We start from the raw sequence: 17,867 nt of genomic DNA on the forward strand, positions 1-17,867 counted from the left end.
CCGGGCAGCTCCCGCTGCAGCTCCTGTGACGGGCCACGACGAGACCCGCCGCGGCTCCCTCCAGGGGCTGCTCGCCTACGGACTCTGGGGGCTGTTCCCCCTCTACTTCCACGCGCTGAAACCCGCCGGGGCGTGGGAGATCCTGGCCCACCGCATCCTGTGGACGCTGTTGCTGTGCGCCCTCGTCCTGCTCGTCCGCCGCGACCTCGCCTGGGCACGGCAGCTGTGGCAGCGCCCGCGGCTGGGGCTCGGGGTCACCGCGGCCGCGCTGCTCATCGCCGTCAACTGGGTCGTGTACGTCGCGGCGGTGCTGGGCGGGCGCACCACGGAAGCCGCGCTGGGCTACTTCCTCAACCCCCTGGTCACTGTGGCGCTCGGCGTGTTCGTCCTGCGGGAGCGGCTGCGGCCGCTGCAGTGGGTCGCCGTGGCCATCGGCGGCCTCGCGTTCGTCTACCTGTCCGTCGCGGCAGGCTCGGTCCCGGTCATCGCGATCACGCTGGCGATGTCGTTCGGGCTCTACGGACTGGTCAAGAAGGAGGTCGGGCTCTCCCTCCAGGCGATGCACTCCCTCGCGGCCGAGACCGCGGTCCTGGCGCCCATCGCCGCGGTGATGCTCGCGGTACTCACGGTGCGCGGGGACACCACGTTCACCACCGAGGGGGCCGTGCACACCGGGCTGCTCGTCGCTGCGGGCGCGATGACCGCTGCGCCGCTGCTGCTGTTCGCCGGCGCCGCGCGTCGGGTGCCGCTCGTGACGATCGGGCTGCTGCAGTTCATCACCCCCGTGCTCCAGCTGCTGTGCGGGGTGCTGCTCCTCGACGAGCACATGTCGACGAGCCGGTGGATCGGGTTCGGGATCGTCTGGGTGGCGCTGGCCGTGCTGACCGTCGACTCCCTGCGCAACCTCCCCGGCCGAAGCCGGACGCACCCCGCGGAGGTCGCGCCCTAGCCGCCGTCGCCGTCCGCCTGATGATTAACGGCACGCCCGGCTTGCGTTAATCGGGGTCACTAAGGTTAGGCTCTCCTAACATGAGACCCCTTCGCCTCGTGGCCGCCTCGGCGGCGGCCCTCCTCGCCCTCTCCGTCGCCGCCTGCAGCACCGGCGCCTCCGGTTCGACCGACGCCGCTGCGCCTGCCTCCTCGGGCGTGGACGCCGGCGCCTTCCCCGTCACCATCGAGCACGCCCACGGCTCGACGACGATCGAGAAGGCCCCCACGCGGGTCGCGACGCTCGGCTGGTCCGACCAGGACTTCGCCCTCGCGCTCGGCGTCGCCCCGGTCGGCGCCGTCAAGATCACCTGGGGCGGCAACGCCCAGGGCTCGACCCCTTGGTACGACGCCGAGCTCGCCGAGCTGGGCGGTTCCCAGCCCGCGCGGTACAGCGACGCCGACGGCGCCCCCGTCGAGGAGATCGCGGGGCTCGCGCCCGACCTGATCCTCGCGACCAACTCCGGGATCACCAAGGACGAGTACACCAAGCTCTCCAAGATCGCCCCCGTCATCGCCTACCCGGGCGAGGCCTGGGGCACCTCGTGGCAGACCTCGCTCGACCTCGTCGCGAAGGCCCTCGGCCGCACGACGCAGGCAGCGACCCTCAAGCAGGAGACCGAGGCCTCGATCGCGGCAGCGGCGACGAAGTACCCGCAGACCCAGGGCAAGTCGTTCATCTTCGGCGCCCTCACCCCGACAGACACCTCGTCGATCAGCTACTACACACCGCTCGACAACCGCCCGCGCCTGCTCGTCGACCTCGGCATGGAGAACTCCCCCGTCGTCGAGAAGCTGAGCGCCGGCAGCACGGAGTTCTTCAAGACCATCTCCGCCGAGCAGGCCGCCACGCTCGACGCCGATGTCTTCGTCACCTACACCGAGGCCAGCGGCGAGATGGAGAAGTACCTCAAGGACCCCCTGCTGCGCCAGATCCCGGCCTTCGCCTCCGGCGGCTGGGTCGACGCGTCCAACAAGACCGACTCCCTCGGCCTCTCGGCGCCCTCCCCGCTGGCCATCCCCTGGGCGATGGACAAGTTCGTCCCGCTCGTCGCCGCTGCGGTCGACCGCGCCGCCTGACCATGGCGACCATCGTGAGCCCGACCACCGGTCGGCGACGTCCGCCCGCGGTGACCGCGGCCCTCGTGGCCGTGGTCACCGTGGGGGCGGCCCTGTCGCTCACGGTGGGCTCACGCGCGATACCGCTGCACGAGGTCTGGGCCGCGCTGTCGGCCTTCGACCCCGCGAACCCCGACCAGGCCGTCGTGTCGGCGCGCGTCGCGCGCACGGTCGTGGGGCTCGTCGCCGGTGGCGCCCTCGGCCTCGCCGGGGCGACCATGCAGGGACTGACGCGCAACCCGCTCGCCGACCCTGGCCTGCTCGGGGTCAACGCCGGCGCGGCGCTGGCGATGGTGCTGGCGATCTCCGTCTTCGGGATCGCCGAGCTGAGCGGCTACCTGTGGTTCGCCTTCCTCGGCGCCGCGGTCGCCGCGGTGACCGTCCACGCGATCGCCGGCCTCGGCCACGGAGGCGCCACCCCCGTGAAGCTCGCCGTGGCCGGGGCGGCGCTGACCGCAGGGTTGTCCAGCTGGACCACCGCGCTGCTGCTCACCGACCGGCAGACCCTCGACACCTTCCGGTTCTGGCAGGTCGGCACCGTCGGCGGGCGGGCGCTCGACGTCGTGTGGCCGGTGCTGCCGTTCCTGCTCGTCGGAGCCGTCCTCGCCCTCGTCGGGGGCCGGCTGCTCAACGTCATGGCGCTCGGGGACGACCTCGCGCGCGGCCTCGGGCGGCGGGCCGGGCTCGACCGGGTGGTCGCCGGCCTCGCGATCGTCCTGCTGTGCGGCGGCGCCACCGCACTGGCCGGACCCGTGGTCTTCGTCGGCCTGCTCGCCCCCCACCTCGCCCGCATGATGGTGGGCGTCGACTACAGCCGGGTGCTGCCGACGAGCCTGGCCTTGGGCGCTGCCCTCGTGGTCCTGGCCGACACCGCCGGCCGGGTCGTGCTGCCGCCCACCGAGGTGCAGGTGGGGATCATGACCGCCGTCGTCGGGGTGCCTGTCTTCCTGGCGCTCGTCCGCCGCGGCCGGATGGGGGCGCTGTGAGCACCCCGACCAGCACCTGCGCCCCGTCGCAGGCCCGCGCCACCCCAAGCGCCTCAGCAGGGCTCACCCCTGCCGCGCGCGACACCGCGTCCCCGTCCGCCGTGGAGGTCGTCCGCCGGGCCCGACGTCGCACGACCGCCCGCCGTCGGGTCGTCGTCGGGTCGCTGGCGGTCCTGGCGCTCGGCACGTTCCTCGTGCGGGTCCTCCTCGGCGACTTCACCGTCACCATCCCCGACTTCATCCGCATCCTCGGCGGGGCGCAGATCCCCGGCGCGACGTTCATCGTCCTCGACTCGACGCTCCCCCGCGCCACGCTCGGGCTGCTCGTCGGGGCGGCGTTCGGCCTCGGTGGCGCGATCTTCCAGACCACGCTGCGCAACCCCCTCGCCAGCCCCGACGTCATCGGCGTCAGCATGGGCGCGAGCGCCGCGGCCGTGTTCGCCATCGTGACGCTCGGGTTGTCCGGGCCGGCCGTGTCGGCGTTCGCCGTGGTGGGCGCCCTCGGGGTCTGCGCGGTGATCCGTCTCGTCGCCGGTGACCACGCCGGATACCGGCTCGTCCTCGTCGGGGTCGGGTCCGCGGCGTTCCTGTCCGCCGTCGTGCAGTACCTGTTCACCCGCGCCGACATCTACGACGCGCAGGCTGCCCTCATCTGGCTCACCGGCAGCCTCGCGGCCGCCAACTGGACCCTCGTCACCCAGCTCGCAGTGGCGCTCGCCGTGCTGCTGCCGCTGGTCGCCTGGTGTGCCCGGTCGTTGCGCCTGACCGAGCTCGGCCGCGACACCGCGACGGCCCTCGGGTCCTCCCCGCGGCGCACCGACCTGCTGCTCGGGCTCGCGGTGCTCCTCGTCAGCGTCGCGGTCGCGGCAGCCGGCCCGGTGTCCTTCGCCGGGTTCCTCGCCGGGCCGATCGCCCGCGCCCTCAACGCCGGACGCACGTCGCTGCTCGCCGCGGCGCTCACCGGCGCCGCGCTCGTCACGGGCGCCGACTACATCGGCGCCTACCTCGTCGCCGACACCAACCTGCCCGTGGGCGTCGTCACCGGCGCCCTCGGGGCGCCGTTCCTGCTGTGGCTGCTCGCCACCGGCCGAACCTCGAGGAGCACCTCGTGACCACCCTGACCCACCCCAGCCACGTCGACACCGGGACCGTCCGCGGCAGCCGGCTGCGTGCCGAGGACGTCACCCTTGGCTACCGCGACCGGGTCGTCGTCGACGAGGTCTCCACCGCCGTCCCCGACGGGAAGATCACGGTCGTCGTCGGTGCCAACGCATGTGGCAAGTCCACGCTCCTGCGAGGTATGGCGCGGTTGCTCAAGCCGTCGTCGGGCCAGGTCGTGCTCGACGGGTCCTCCATCCACGCCATGGGGACCCGCGACGTGGCGCAGCGACTCGGCCTGCTCCCGCAGAACCCCGTCTGCCCCGAGGGCGTCACCGTCGTCGACCTCGTCGGTCGGGGTCGCACCCCGCACCACGGGCGGTTCCAACGGTGGTCGACCGCCGACGAGCAGGCCGTCATCCGCGCCCTGGAGGCGACCGACACCCTCGAGCTCGCCGACCGGGTCGTCGACGAGCTGTCCGGCGGGCAGCGCCAGCGCGTCTGGATCGCGATGGCGCTCGCGCAGGAGACCGACCTGCTCCTGCTCGACGAACCCACCACCTACCTCGACGTCGCCCACCAGGTCGACGTCCTCGACCTGCTCGCCGAGCTCAACGCCACCCGCGGCACCACCGTGGTCATGGTGCTGCACGAGCTGAACCTCGCGGCGCGGTACGCCGACCACGTCGTCGCGCTCCTCGACGGGAAGGTCGTGGCCGAGGGCCCGCCCGCGCAGGTCATCACCGAGGAGTCGGTGCTCGAGGTCTTCGGCATGCGCTGTCGCGTCGTGCCCGACCCGGTCTCGCACACCCCGATGGTGGTGCCCGTCGGGCGGCACCAGCCCCGACCGACCGAAGCCCCCCAGCCGGACCGTCGCCGGAACCAGCCGCGCGCCATACCCAACGGAGGAACCCCGTGAGCACTGCCACGACCGTCGCCACCACCGCCGTCGCCACCACGAGCGAGCCCACCACCCTGGTCACGCCGGTCCGCGTCGAGGCCGTCGAACGCCTCAGCCCGGCGTTCATGCGGGTCACCTTCGGCGGCCCCGGCCTGGCCGACCTCAGCACGGCGGACGGGTTCGACACGCGGTTCAAGGTGGTCTTCCCAGGACCGACCGGCCTGCTCCCCGCGCCCGCCTCGACCCCCGAGCAGTGGCAGGAGTCCTGGCGGGCCATGCCCGACGCGGAGCGCTCGCCCATGCGCACGTACACGATCCGCGAGATCACCACGGCCCGCGACGAGGTCCGGCTGGTCACCGACTTCGTCGTCCACGAGGCCAGCGGCGACTCCGACAGCCTGGACGGCTCCGGCGGCCAGGACTCGGCCCTGGGGCCGGCGTGCCGGTGGGCCCTGTCCGCTGCCGTCGGCGACGTCGTGCACATCGTCGGCCCGCACCGCCGGTCGCCGATGTACGGCGGCACGGAGTTCGAGCCGGGCGACCTGCGGGACCTGCTGCTCATCGGTGACGAGACGGCACTGCCGGCGATCGCGCGGATCCTCGAGGACATCGGCCCGGGGTACACCGGGCACGCGTTCGTCGAGGTGCCGACCGCGGCCGACATCCCGGTGCTGCCGGGGCACGACCTCGTCGACGTCACGTGGCTGCCGCGCGACGGCGCGCGACAGGGCCGCCCCCTCGTCGCCGCGGTCCGCGCCCACCTCGGCCTCCCGCCCGCTGACCTCGACGCCCCGCTGCCCGAGGTGCCGAGCACCCTCGACGTCGAGGTGTGGGAGACCCCGCGCTACTCCTCCGCCGGGGAGGACCTCGGCGACCCAGCCGCGTCCGCCACCCGACCCGTGGGGGCCGCGTCCGTCCCCACCTCGCCCCGGCCCGACCTCGGCGACACGTATGCGTGGATCGCCGGGGAGTCGTGGTGCGTCCGCGCGCTGCGTCGGGTGCTCGTCTCCGAGCTCGGCGTCGAGCGGTCCCGGGTGGCCTTCATGGGGTACTGGCGCGAAGGCGTCGCCATGCGCTCCTAGCTACCGCGCCACGACGCCCCTCCCTTCCGCAGCGACTTCGTACCCGCCAACCCGCTCAAGCCCCGCGTGGAGCGGCCGATCAGCGGAACTGCGGGTACGAGGTCGGACGGAAAGCGCGACGTTGTGCGGCGGAGTCGGTGGGGTCAGGCCTGCGGGACGTGGTGGCCGGCGCCACCGTCGATCAGCTCGCGCAGGATGTCGGCGTGGCCGGCGTGCCGGACCGTGTCCTCGATCATGTGGACCAGCACCCAGCGGAGGCTGACGGTGTTGCCGGCATAGGACGTGCCGAGGGCGTCGAGCCCGAGCTCGCGAATGGAGGCGTCGGCCGCGGCCCAGGACCGTCGGTAGAAGTCGACGATCTCGGCCGTGGTCTCCCCCGGCGACGCACGCATGTCGGCCTCGAGGTCCTCGGAGATGTCGGTCAGGGGCTCGTGCGGCCGCCCGAAGGTCTCGCAGAACCAGCCGTACTCCGAGTTCGCCAAGTGCTTGACCAGCCCGAGCAGGCTGGTCCCGCTGGGGACCGGCGACCACCGCTGCTGCTCGTCGCTGAGGCAGTCGAGCTTCCACAGCATCACGTCGCGGTGGCTCTGCAGCGCCGCCACCAGGACCGTCGTCTCGTCGCCCGTGCGCGGTTCGTCCCTCACCATCCCCGCACCCTAGCGAGCCGTCAGCGCTGCGACTTCGTACCCGCCAACCCGCTCACACCCTGCGTCGAGCCCTTCAGAAGCGGAACTACGGGTACGAAGTCGCGGGGAGGGGGGTCAGTCGCCGAGGAGGTGGCGGACGTGGTCGCTGGTGAAGGTGCGGTCGGGGTCGAGGCGATCGCGCACGATACGGAAGTCGTCGAACCTCGGGTAGAGCGCACGCAGCTGGTCGGCACCCAGGGTGTGCAGCTTGCCCCAGTGCGGTCGCCCGGCGTGCTCGGCCACGATCGCCTCGAACGCCGCGAAGACGCCGCCGTCGTCGAGGCGGTGGTACTGGTGCACGGCGACGTAGGCGTTGTCCCGCTCGTGGGCGGTCGAGAGCCAGATGTCGTCCGCGCCGGTGAAGCGCAGCTCCACGGGGAACGGCAGCGAGACGTCGTGGGAGTCGATCCACGCACGCAGCTCGGTGACGACCGGCACGAAGGACGTCAGCGGCACGGCGTACTCCATCTCCCGGAACCGGACCCGCCGCGGCGAGCAGAACACCCGCCACGAGTCGCCGGTGAACTCCCGGTCGGACAACGTCCGGGCGGTCACCTGCGCAAGCCGCGGGACGATGCGGGGCGCACGGGTGGCCACCCTGTTGACCAGCTCGAAGAAGCCGTTGGACAGGACGTCGTCGTCGAGCTTCTCGCGCCACGCGGGCAGCACCCGGCCCGGGTCGTCCGCGCCGACGTCGTCGTTGTGCTTCACCAGGACCCGCGGGGTGTGCGGGAACCAGTGCATGTCGACGTGGTCGTGCGCCCTGACGTCGTCGTCGACGGTGGCCAGCACCTCGGCGAGGTCGGCGGTGAACTCCTTGGCGTGGACCCTGAACGCCGGCACGCACTGCAGCTCGACCTCGGTGATGACGCCGAGCGCCCCGAGACCCACGCGGGCGGCAGCGAACACCTCGGGCTCCACGTCCGCCGAGCACCGCAGCAGCGAGCCGTCGGCGAGCGCGAGCGTCAGGCCCACCACGGCCGAGGCGATCCCCTGCCGCCGCAGCCCCGATCCGTGCGTCCCGGTCGAGATCGCGCCGCTGATCGTCTGGCGGTCGATGTCCCCGAGGTTGGGCAGCGCGAGGCCGAGCGCCTGGAGGGCGGGGTTGAGGACGTGCAGCGGCGTGCCGGCGCCCACCGTCACCCGTGCCGCCTCCGCGTCGAACGCCGTGGTCCCGGCCAGGTGGTCGAGCCGCAGCTGCAGCCCGTCGGTCACCGCGACCGGTGCGAAGGAGTGCCCCGAGCCCACCGCCCTGACCGGTATGCCGCGGGTGTGCGCCCGCGCGAGCGTCGCCCTGAGCTCGTCGACGTCCCTGGGGACCACGACCTCGGCGGGGTGGCAGGTCTGGTTGCGGCCCCAGTTGGTCCAGGTGGCCCCGCTCGTCGTCGTCGGGGTGGTCGCGCTGGTCGGTGTGCTCACCCGAAGTTCCGTCCTTCGCCGCGGTAGGTCGGCACGGTCTCGACGAGGTCGGTGCCGCTGACGAGGTGCAGGGCGTTGAAGCGCTCGCAGAGCTCGCCGGCCTTGGCGTGCCTGAACCACACCCGGTCGCCGACGGACAGGTCGCGAGCGCCCTTGCCCCGCAACGGGGTCTGCACCTCGCCGGCACCTTCGCGCCGGACGAGTCGCAGTCCCCGCCGGCCGAACACCGCAGGCAGCCGCTCCCACCCGGGCGGCCCCGAGGCGATGAACCCGCCCCCGGACACGGTGACGAACCCCGGCCCCGGGCGCCGGGTGACCGCCAGGGCGAAGGCCGCCGCAGGTCTCGGGCTGAAGTCGTCGTACCCGTCGAACAGCGTCGGGCCGTACAGCCCGGAGCCGGCAGCCACCTCGGTGACGGCCGGATCGAGCGCGGTGAGGTGGACCGAGCCGGTGCCGCCACCGTTGACGAACTCGAGGTCGGCGACCCGACGCACCGCGGCGACGACCGCCTGCCGACGGTTCATCAGCGACGCCGAGGACCGCGCCTTGACCAAGCGCACCGCCGGGGAGCTGTCGGGCAGCCCTGCGACCTGGGCGTCGTAGAACATCAGCCCGACCACGGACAGGCCCGCGTCGGCAGCCGCCCGCGCCACGACCGCGGCGTCCTCGGGGGTGCGCACCGGCGACCGGCGCACGCCGATGTGGACCGGCCCGACGCGCAGCGAGGCGTCGACGTCGACGGCCACCCGCAGGCCGTGCGGTCGGTGCAGCCCCGCGAGCAGGCGGACGTGGTCGAGGGAGTCGATCGTGAGGGTGACCTGGCGGGCTGCCCAGCCGTCCAGCGCCAGCTCGGCGACTGCCAGCACGTCGACGCTGGGGTAGGCGACGAAGACGTCCTCGAGACCGGAGTCGACCAGCCAGCAGGCCTCGCGCACGGAGTACGCCATCACGCCGTGGAACCCCGGACGGGCCAGCACCCGCTGGAGCAGCGACCGGCAGCGCACCGACTTGGACGCGACGCGGATCGGCAGGCCGCCCGCCCGACGCACGAGGTCGTCGGCGTTCGCATCGAACGCGTCGAGGTCGACCACCGCCAGCGGGGCGGGCAGCCCCGCGGTCGCGAGGTCCCAGGCAGCAGAGACCCCCGCGGGGCCGGCGTCGAGGGGGACGCCCCGGAGCAGGGTCACGTTCCCGACCCTACCGGCGCCATACCTGCTGTTCACCGAAGATCACCAAGGGTTCACCCGGACGCCGCCCGGTCTCCGCCCCCGGTTCCTAGCGTGAGCGAGGCGGCCCGGCCCAGTCTGGAGGCGGGCGCCCCACGTTCCCACCGGAGGTAACCCGATGTCCGCACCCGCGCCCGAGCGCAGCCCTGCGCCCACCCCCCAGCGCACCGTGCTCCCCCTGCTGCGCACCCACCAGGGTGGCCGCTCTGCGATGACCTGCAAGTTCAAGTGCGACGACGCCTGCAGCAAGCCGGTGCCGAACGAGACCGACAACTCCTACTTCGGCGACCTGGTCTCCTCGCTCGCTTCACGCCGGAACGTCCTCAAGGGTGGTGGCCTCGCTGCTGCCGTCGTGGGCCTCGGCGCGTTCGCCGGGACCGGTGCCGCCGCGGCGGCCCCCGCCGCGGCACCCGCCGGCACCCCCGCCACGGCCCCCAAGGGCTCGAAGTCGCCGTTCGGCTTCACCCCGATCCAGCCGCAGCCGGCCGGCACCGACAAGGTCGTCGTGCCCGAGGGCTTCGTCTGGTCGACCATCATCAGCTGGGGCGACCCGATCATCTCGGGCGCGCCGGAGTTCGACTTCGAGAAGCAGAGCGCCAAGGCCCAGGAGGGCCAGTTCGGCTACAACAACGACTACACCGTCCTCATCCCGGGCCCCGACGCCAACCGCGGGACCCTGGTGTGCAACAACGAGTACACCAACGACGACCTGATGTTCCGCGGCTACACCGGCTCGGCCGGCCTCACCAACGAGCAGCTGCGGATCAGCATGGCCGCCCACGGCATGTCCGTCGTCGCCGTGCGCCGCCGCAACCCCCGTGACCAGTGGCGCCACGTGCGGATCGACCGCGTCAACCGCCGCGTCACCGCCACCACGCCGTTCCAGGTCGACGGCCCGGCCGCCGGCCACACGCTCCTCAAGACCTCGGCGGACACCTCAGGCCGCCGCGTGCTCGGCACCTTCGGCAACTGCTCCGGCGGTGTCACCCCCTGGGGAACGGTGCTGTCCGGTGAGGAGAACTTCAACGGCTACTTCTCCGCTGCGACCGCCCCGGCCGACCAGGCCGACGCGTACAAGCGCTACGGCCTGACCGGCTCGAAGGGCCGCGGCTGGGAGCGCGTGGACCAGCGCTTCGACGCCGTGCAGGAGCCCAACGAGGTCAACCGTTTCGGCTGGGTCGTCGAGCTGGACCCGTCGGACCCGTCCTCCACCCCGGTCAAGCACACCGCCATGGGCCGTCTCAAGCACGAGGGCGCCAACGTCACCATCGCTCCCGACGGCCGGGTCGTCGCCTACATGGGTGACGACGAGCGCTTCGACTACCTCTACAAGTTCGTCTCGCACGGGAAGTACCAGAAGGGCGACTCGCGCAAGGCCCGCCAGAACAACCTCTCGCTGCTGTCCTCCGGCGACCTGTACGTCGCCAAGTTCACCGGTGACGGGTTCGAGGACGGCATCAGCGACGGCACCGGCTACTGGCTGCCGCTCGTCGTCGACGACACGTCGTACGTCGCGGGCATGAGCGTCGCCGAGGTGCTCGTCTGGACGCGTCTGGCCGCGGACAAGGTCGGCCCGACGAAGATGGACCGCCCCGAGGACGTCGAGCCGAACCTCGTCAACGGCCGCACCTACGTCGTCTGCACCAACAACTCCAGCCGCCAGCCGAGCCAGATCGACGAGGCCAACCCGCGCGCCAACAACAAGCACGGGCACATCATCGAGCTCGTCCCCTCCCGCGGTGACGACACGACGACGACCTTCACCTGGAAGATCGTCCTCATCGCCGGTGACCCCAACGACCCGACGACCTACTTCAACGGGTACGACCGGTCCGAGGTCTCGCCGATCTCCTGCCCCGACAACGTCGCCTTCGACCACGAGGGCAACATGTGGATCGCGACGGACGGCAACGCGCTCGGCGCCTGCGACGGGATGTACCTCTACCCGCTGTCCGGCCCGCACAAGGGTCACCTGCAGCAGTTCCTCTCGGTGCCGGCCTACTCCGAGTGCTGCGGCCCGCTCGTCACCTGGGACCAGAAGACGGTCCTCGCGGCGGTCCAGCACCCGGGCGAGACCGAGGGCGCCTCACCGGCGGCCCCGGCCAGCCAGTTCCCCTACCAGGGTGACGGACAGCCCCGCCCCAGCGTGATCCAGATCCGCCAGCGCTGACCCCGCGCACCGGTGCGCCGAGGCGCCATACCGTCCCTGTCGTGGGCGGTATGGCGCCTCTGTCGCGTGGGGTGCGACGTCGGCGGCTCGGGGAAGGTGCGTCAGCCGACGCGGGTGACGACGCTGGTCGCCAACGCGGCCAGGGCGGCCTTGGCCTCGCTGTCCGGCAGACCGGCCAGAGCGGCAGTGGCCTCGGCGGCCACGGCGTTGGTGCGCTCCTGCGCGCGTTCCATGGCGGGGTGGACCCGCAGCAGCGCCAGGGCCTCGGCGACGGTCGCGTCGTCCTGGGTCTCGGAGAGCAGCAGCTCCTGGAGCCGGGCGTCGGCCGGGTCGGTCGACGCGAGGGCGTACAGGACCGGCAGCGTCCGCTTGCCCTCACGCAGGTCCGTGCCCGGCGTCTTGCCGGTGTCCTCGGGGTCCGAGGCGATGTCGATGAGGTCGTCGGCGAGCTGGAACGCCATGCCGAGCCGCTCGCCGTACTCCCGCAGCGTCTCGGTGGTCGCGGCGTCGCACCCGCTGAACATCGCGCCGTACCGGGCAGCGGTCGCGATGAGCACACCAGTCTTGTCGGCGAGGACCTGCAGGTAGTAGTCGATCGCGTCGGCACCTGCCGGGGCACGGCGGGTGTCGCGGATCTGGCCCGCGCACAACCGGATGAAGGTGCGGGCCTGGATCTTCACGGCCTCCGGGCCGAGGTCGGCGATGATCGACGACGCCGTGCCGAAGAGCAGGTCGCCGACGAGGATCGCCGTCGAGTTGTCGTACTTGGCGTTGGCGCTCGGGGCACCGCGGCGCACGTCCGCCTCGTCCATCACGTCGTCGTGGTACAGCGACGCGAGGTGGGTCAGCTCGACACCGGTGGCCGCCGCGACGACGTCGTCGTTGACGCCGGAGCCGACCTCGGACGCGAGCAGGGTGAGCAGCGGACGGAACCGCTTCCCCCCGGCCTCGGCGAGGTGGATGTTGGCACCGGCGATGAACGGGTCCTCGTGGTCGACCTCGCGCCGCAGCAGCGCGTCGACGGCCTCGAGGCCGTCGACGAGCCGGGCGTTCAGGGCGTCGGAGGTGGCCGGGAGGGCCAGGACCGGTGGGGTGGGGCTCAACGAGCAGTCCGGGTCATCGCAGCATGAACTGCGACGAGCGCTCGGCGAGGTCGAGGACCTGCGCCGGCAGCACGCCGAGGACGAGCGTGATGAGCGTGCCCACCGTGATCGCGACGGTGAGGTACGGCGACGCGGTCTCGGCGACGACGGCCTCCCCTGCCGGCGGCTCGGTGAAGTACATGAGCACGATGAGGCGGACGTAGACGAACGCCGTGATCACGCTGCACAGCACACCGATGACGACCAGCGACACCCCGGCGCGGCCACCGAATGCGACAGCAGGCGAGAAGGCGGCGAACTTCGCGGTGAAGCCCGACGTCAGCGGGATGCCGGCGAAGGCGAGCAGGAGGAACGCGAAGACACCCGCGACGACGGGGTGGTTGCGGCCCAGGCCCGCCCACTGGGACAGGTGCGAGGCCTCGGACCCACCCTGGCGCACCATCGAGACGACGGCGAAGGCGGCGATCGTCATGAATCCGTAGGCGACGAGGTAGAACATCGTGCCCGAGACACCGGTCCGGTCGAAGGACAGCACGGCGACGAGGATGAAGCCGGCGTGGGCGATCGAGGAGTAGGCCAGCAGGCGCTTGACGTCGGTCTGGGTGACCGACATGACCGCACCCACGACCATGGTGATCGCGGCGACGGCGATGACGCCTCCGCGCCAGTCCCAGCGGTTGGCCTCGATGCCGACGTAGACGAGGCGCAGGATCGCACCGAAGGCGGCGACCTTGGTGCACGCGGCCATGAAGCCGGTGACCGGGGTGGGGGCGCCCTGGTAGACGTCGGGGGTCCAGGAGTGGAACGGCACGGCGCCGACCTTGAACAGCAGGCCCACCAGCACGAAGACCACGCCAGGAAGGAGCAGGCCCTCGAGGTCGCCCGAGGCGGCCGTCACCGCCCGCGCGATGTCGGCGATGTAGAGCGAGCCGGCGTAGCCGTAGAGCAGGGCCGCACCGAACAAGAAGAACGCCGAGCTGAACGCCCCGAGGAGGAAGTACTTCAGCGACGCCTCCTGCGAGAGCAGGCGGCGACGACGTGCCAGTCCGCACAGCAGGTACAGCGGCAGGGAGAGGACCTCGAGCGCGACGAACATCGTCAGCAGGTCACCGGCGGCCGTGAAGAGCAGCATGCCCAGCACGGCGAAGATCGTCAGCGGGAAGACCTCGCTGGTCGCCAGGCCCGCGCGCAGGGCGGCGGCCTCGTGGGGCGAGCCGGGGACGGCCGCGCCCATGGGCGTGAAGGCGTCGGCCCCCTGGCCACCGAACTTCTCGGCCATGGTGAGCACACCGAGGATCGACATCGCGAGGATGGAGCCCTGCAGGAACAGCGACGGCCCGTCGATGATGACGGCCTGGGCGAGGGTGGCACCGCGGTTGACCTCGTCGGCCGAGACCGTGATGAGGACGACCAAGGCGGCCAGCAGGGTCGCCAGGGCCAGGGCCACCTGCGTGGTGTGGCGGATCCGGCGCGGCGCGAAGGCCTCGACGAGCACCCCCACGAGGGCACCACCGATGACGATGAGCATCGGGGCGATGGCGCCGTAGTTGAAGTCGGCGGCCTGGAAGGCAGCCGGCACCATCGGCGTGGACAGGACGGTCACGGCGGGCATTACTTCGTGCTCCCGTCAGCGGAGGTGGGGGCCGGGTCGGTGACACCGACGTAGCTCAGGGTCTTGGCGACCGCCGGGTTGAGGACGTCCAGCGCCGGCTTGGGGTAGAACCCCAGGACGATGAACGCGGCGATCAGCGGGGCGACGACGATCTTCTCGCGCATCGAGATGTCTCGGACAGGAGTGTCGAGCTCGGGCTTCGGGCCGGTCATCATCCGCTTGTACATGAGCAGGATGTACAGCGCGGCCAGGACGATGCATGCCGTCGCGACGACGGCCGCGAACTTGTAGCGCTGGAACGTCCCGACGAGCACGAGGAACTCCGAGACGAACGAGCTCAGACCCGGCAGGGCCAGGCCGGACAGCCCAGCGACGAGGAAGACGCCGGCGAGACCGGGCGTCACCCGCTGCCAGCCACCGAAGTCCGGGATGCGCTTGCTGCCCCGACGCGCGATGAGCATCGCAGCGATGAGGAACAGCGCTGCCGTCGAGAAGCCGTGGTTGAGCATGTAGAGCGTCGACCCTGCGCCGGCGGTCGTGGTCAGGGCGAAGATGCCCAGCACGATGAAACCGAAGTGGCTGATCGACGTGTAGGCGATCAGGCGCATGATGTCGGTCTGGCCGATGGCCAGCAGCGCGCCGTACATGATCGAGATGACCGCGAGGGTGAGGACCACGGGCGTCGCCCACTGCGAGGCCTCCGGGAACAGCTGGAGGCAGAAGCGGATCATGCCGTAGGTGCCGACCTTGTCGAGCACGCCGACGAGCAGCACCGCGGTCGCGGGACGCGCCTCGGTCGCGGCGTCGGGCAGCCAGGTGTGCACCGGCCACATCGGGGCCTTGACGGCGAAGGCGAAGAAGAACGCGAGGAACATCAGGCGCTCGGGCGTGGTGCCGAGGTCGAGCCCGGTGAGCTTGGAGACGAGGAAGCCGTCCGAGCCGCCGGGGCCGTAGTGGTAGAGCGCCAGGACGCCCACGAGCATCACCAGTCCACCCGCGAGGGAGAACAGCAGGAACTTCACCGCGGCGTACTGGCGACGCGCGCCACCGTAGGAGCCGATGAGGAAGTAGACCGGGATGAGCATGGCCTCGAAGAAGACGTAGAACAGGAAGACGTCGGTGGCGGCGAACACGCCGACCATGAACGTCTCCAGCACCAGCATCAGCGCGAAGTAGTTCTTCTCGCGCTTGCCGCCCTCGGGCACGTCGTTCCACGCGGCGAGCACGCACACCGGCGTCAGGATGACGGCCATGAGGATCATGACCAGGGCGGTGCCGTCGACGCCGAGGGCGTAGGAGACACCGAACTGCGGGATCCACTCGTGCTGCTCGGTGAGCTGGAACTGCTGGTCGGACTTGGTGGAGAACTGCAGCGCCGCGGCGATGCCCATCACCAACGTCACGAGGGAGAAGCCCAGCGCGATGTGCTTGGCACGGTCGGTCACCCCTGCCGGGAGGGCGGCCACGACGGCAGCACCGATGAGCGGGATCAACCCGATCACGGTCAGCCAGGGGAAGTTCGTCATCACTGGATCACCCACAGAGCACCGAGAATCACGACGACGCCGGCAAGCATCGTCAGGGCATAGGAACGTGCGAAGCCGTTCTGGAGGCGACGCAGGCGGCTGGAGGTGCCACCGACGAGCGCTGCCAGACCACCGAACCCGCCGTCGACTCCGCGGTTGTCCGCGAAGACGAGGGCGCGCGTCAGGTGCAGGCCGGGGCGCATGAAGACACCCTCGTTGACGTCGTCCTGGTAGAGGTCGCGGCGTGCGGCCCGCGTGACCAGCGAACCGGTCGGCTGGGCCTGCGGCACCGAGTCACGCCAGTAACGCATCCAGGCCAGCGCGATGCCCCCGGCGACGAGCAGCAGCGTGAGGCCGGTGATGACCGGGACGGACAGCACCGGGTGCTCCTCGCCGTGCTCCCCCACGACCGGCTCGAGCCAGTGCGTGAAGGTGCCACCGATGGACAGGACGAGGCCGAGCAGCGCGGAGCCGACGGCCAGCACCATCATCGGGATCGTCATCGTCAGCGGGGACTCGTGCGGGTGCACGTCATCGGTCCAGCGCTTCTTGCCGTGGAAGGTCATGAAGAACAGGCGCGACATGTAGAACGCGGTGATGCCGGCACCGATGAGCGCGGTGAAGCCGAAGACCCACGGGCGCCAGCCCTCACCGATGAAGGCGGCCTCGATGATCTTGTCCTTGGACCAGAAGCCGGAGAACGGCGGGACACCGAGGATCGCGAGCCAGCCGAGGCCGAACGTCGCCCAGGTGATCTTCATGGCACCGGACAGCCCACCGAAGCGGCGCATGTCGACCTGGTCGTTCATGCCGTGCATGACCGAGCCGGCCCCGAGGAACATCCCGGCCTTGAAGAAGCCGTGCGTGAGCAGGTGGAAGATCGCGAACGCCGCACCGACCGGGCCGAGGCCCGCGGCGAGCATCATGTAGCCGATCTGGCTCATCGTGGAGGCCGCGAGGGCCTTCTTGATGTCGTCCTTGGCGCAACCGACGACCGCACCGAAGACCAGCGTGATCGCGCCGACGATGACGACGACGAGCTGTGCGTCGGGGGCGTTGTTGAAGATGAAGCCGCTGCGCACGACGAGGTAGACACCGGCGGTGACCATGGTCGCCGCGTGGATCAGCGCCGAGACGGGCGTCGGACCGGCCATGGCGTCGCCGAGCCAGCTCTGCAGCGGGAACTGCGCCGACTTGCCGCAGGCACCGAGCAGCAGCATCAGGCCGATGGCCGTGAGGACGCCCTCGCCTGCACCTCCCTCGGCGGCCTGCTGGACACCGGCGAAGGACACGGTGCCGAACGCGGCGAACATGATCATGATTGCGACGGACAGGCCGAAGTCACCGACGCGGTTGACGACGAACGCCTTGTTGGCGGCCGACGCGTACGCGGGGTTGTGGTTCCAGAACCCGATGAGCAGGTAGGACGCGAGGCCCACACCCTCCCAGCCGACGTAGAGCAGCAGGTAGGAGTCCGACAGGACCAGCAGCAGCATCGCGGCCACGAACAGGTTGAGGTAGGCGAAGAACCGGCGCTTGTCCGGGTCGTGCTCCATGTACCCGATCGAGTAGACGTGGATCAGCGAGCCGACGAAGGTCACGAGCAGCACGAAGACCACGGACAGCTGGTCGACCAGCATCCCGGCGTCGACGTTGAACGACCCGGCCGGCACCCAGCTGAACAGGTGCAGCGAGGCGGCCCGCGACTCGTGGTCGCGACCGATCATCGAGATCCAGATGATGGCGCCGACGAGGAACGCGGCCCACGACATGGCGGTCGCGAACAGCGGACCCCACTTGTCGGTGGCGCGTCCCCCGAGGAGGAGGACGGCGGCACCGAGCAGCGGGAGGGCCACCAGGAGCCACGCGTATGCCGTGATGCCGGTTGCCGCGGTCGCGGCCGCGGGTTCAGCGGCGGTTGCGGCAGCGGCGAGCGTTGCGAGGGAAGTCAC

At 71.5% G+C, this 17,867-nt stretch carries 14 protein-coding genes; 7 read left to right on the plus strand and 7 right to left on the minus strand.

Annotated elements, in window-relative coordinates; translation table 11 throughout:
* The first annotated feature begins 25 nt into the window (after positions 1-25).
* From rarD to ABD286_RS07280, 6 genes are all read left to right on the plus strand, one after another.
* Entirely contained in the window at positions 26-949 is a 924-nt protein-coding gene (gene rarD / locus ABD286_RS07255; RefSeq protein ID WP_344191664.1) for an EamA family transporter RarD, read from the plus strand.
* 80 nt (positions 950-1,029) lie between these two features.
* Positions 1,030-2,067, plus strand: coding sequence for an iron-siderophore ABC transporter substrate-binding protein (locus tag ABD286_RS07260; RefSeq protein WP_344191666.1), 1,038 nt, complete (start codon positions 1,030-1,032; stop codon positions 2,065-2,067).
* 2 nt (positions 2,068-2,069) lie between these two features.
* Complete coding sequence (locus ABD286_RS07265) at positions 2,070-3,092, plus strand: FecCD family ABC transporter permease (RefSeq protein WP_425565320.1); 1,023 nt, start codon at positions 2,070-2,072, stop codon at positions 3,090-3,092.
* Positions 3,089-4,204 carry a FecCD family ABC transporter permease gene (locus ABD286_RS07270; RefSeq protein WP_344191670.1) on the plus strand — a complete coding sequence of 372 codons (1,116 nt, stop codon included), beginning with the start codon at positions 3,089-3,091 and terminating at the stop codon, positions 4,202-4,204. Before ABD286_RS07265 ends, ABD286_RS07270 begins: the two co-directional genes overlap by 4 nt.
* Positions 4,201-5,109, plus strand: coding sequence for an ABC transporter ATP-binding protein (locus tag ABD286_RS07275; RefSeq protein ID WP_425565321.1), 909 nt, complete (start codon positions 4,201-4,203; stop codon positions 5,107-5,109). The genes ABD286_RS07270 and ABD286_RS07275 overlap by 4 nt, the downstream gene beginning before the upstream one ends.
* Complete coding sequence (locus tag ABD286_RS07280; protein ID WP_344191672.1) at positions 5,106-6,173, plus strand: siderophore-interacting protein; 1,068 nt, start codon at positions 5,106-5,108, stop codon at positions 6,171-6,173. Before ABD286_RS07275 ends, ABD286_RS07280 begins: the two co-directional genes overlap by 4 nt.
* A gap of 143 nt (positions 6,174-6,316) precedes the next feature.
* Here the strand turns inward: ABD286_RS07280 and ABD286_RS07285 are convergent, their stop codons facing one another.
* The 3 genes from ABD286_RS07285 to ABD286_RS07295 form a co-directional block, all read right to left on the minus strand.
* Entirely contained in the window at positions 6,317-6,820 is a 504-nt protein-coding gene (locus tag ABD286_RS07285; protein ID WP_344191674.1) for a DinB family protein, read from the minus strand.
* A gap of 114 nt (positions 6,821-6,934) precedes the next feature.
* Complete coding sequence (locus ABD286_RS07290; RefSeq protein WP_344191676.1) at positions 6,935-8,278, minus strand: D-arabinono-1,4-lactone oxidase; 1,344 nt, start codon at positions 8,276-8,278, stop codon at positions 6,935-6,937.
* Positions 8,275-9,465 carry an alanine racemase gene (locus ABD286_RS07295; RefSeq protein ID WP_425565322.1) on the minus strand — a complete coding sequence of 397 codons (1,191 nt, stop codon included), beginning with the start codon at positions 9,463-9,465 and terminating at the stop codon, positions 8,275-8,277. The genes ABD286_RS07290 and ABD286_RS07295 overlap by 4 nt, the downstream gene beginning before the upstream one ends.
* Positions 9,466-9,622: 157 nt before the next feature.
* On the opposite strand from ABD286_RS07295, the gene ABD286_RS07300 reads away from it, so the two are divergent.
* Positions 9,623-11,674 carry a PhoX family protein gene (locus tag ABD286_RS07300; RefSeq protein WP_344191678.1) on the plus strand — a complete coding sequence of 684 codons (2,052 nt, stop codon included), beginning with the start codon at positions 9,623-9,625 and terminating at the stop codon, positions 11,672-11,674.
* 101 nt (positions 11,675-11,775) lie between these two features.
* Here the strand turns inward: ABD286_RS07300 and ABD286_RS07305 are convergent, their stop codons facing one another.
* From ABD286_RS07305 to nuoL, 4 genes are read right to left on the minus strand one after another with little or no spacing between them, the layout of a single operon-like run.
* Positions 11,776-12,777 (minus strand): polyprenyl synthetase family protein, encoded by a 1,002-nt coding sequence (locus ABD286_RS07305; protein ID WP_344191680.1) that lies wholly within the window; start codon positions 12,775-12,777, stop codon positions 11,776-11,778.
* Between the two features lie 13 nt (positions 12,778-12,790).
* Positions 12,791-14,389, minus strand: a complete 1,599-nt coding sequence (nuoN, locus tag ABD286_RS07310) for an NADH-quinone oxidoreductase subunit NuoN (protein WP_344191682.1) — start codon at positions 14,387-14,389, stop codon at positions 12,791-12,793.
* A complete protein-coding gene (locus tag ABD286_RS07315; protein WP_344191684.1) occupies positions 14,389-15,915 on the minus strand; it encodes an NADH-quinone oxidoreductase subunit M in 1,527 nt (508 codons plus the stop codon). Before ABD286_RS07315 ends, nuoN begins: the two co-directional genes overlap by 1 nt.
* On the minus strand, positions 15,915-17,867 hold the full coding sequence (gene nuoL / locus ABD286_RS07320; protein ID WP_344191686.1) for an NADH-quinone oxidoreductase subunit L: 1,953 nt from the start codon (positions 17,865-17,867) through the stop codon (positions 15,915-15,917). The genes ABD286_RS07315 and nuoL overlap by 1 nt, the downstream gene beginning before the upstream one ends.

Origin of the sequence: Pedococcus aerophilus (genome assembly GCF_039532215.1) — a bacterium.
Classification (GTDB): domain Bacteria; phylum Actinomycetota; class Actinomycetes; order Actinomycetales; family Dermatophilaceae; genus Pedococcus; species Pedococcus aerophilus.

What these genes read in the sequence shown, in the direction of transcription:
- ABD286_RS07260 (WP_344191666.1), top strand. Translation starts at nt 1,030, where the DNA reads ATGAGACCCCTTCGCCTCGTGGCCGCCTCGGCGGCGGCCCTCCTCGCC.
- ABD286_RS07265 (WP_425565320.1), top strand. Translation starts at nt 2,070, where the DNA reads ATGGCGACCATCGTGAGCCCGACCACCGGTCGGCGACGTCCGCCCGCG.
- ABD286_RS07285 (WP_344191674.1), bottom strand. Translation starts at nt 6,820, where the DNA reads ATGGTGAGGGACGAACCGCGCACGGGCGACGAGACGACGGTCCTGGTG.
- ABD286_RS07300 (WP_344191678.1), top strand. Translation starts at nt 9,623, where the DNA reads ATGTCCGCACCCGCGCCCGAGCGCAGCCCTGCGCCCACCCCCCAGCGC.
- nuoN (WP_344191682.1), bottom strand. Translation starts at nt 14,389, where the DNA reads ATGCCCGCCGTGACCGTCCTGTCCACGCCGATGGTGCCGGCTGCCTTC.
- ABD286_RS07315 (WP_344191684.1), bottom strand. Translation starts at nt 15,915, where the DNA reads ATGACGAACTTCCCCTGGCTGACCGTGATCGGGTTGATCCCGCTCATC.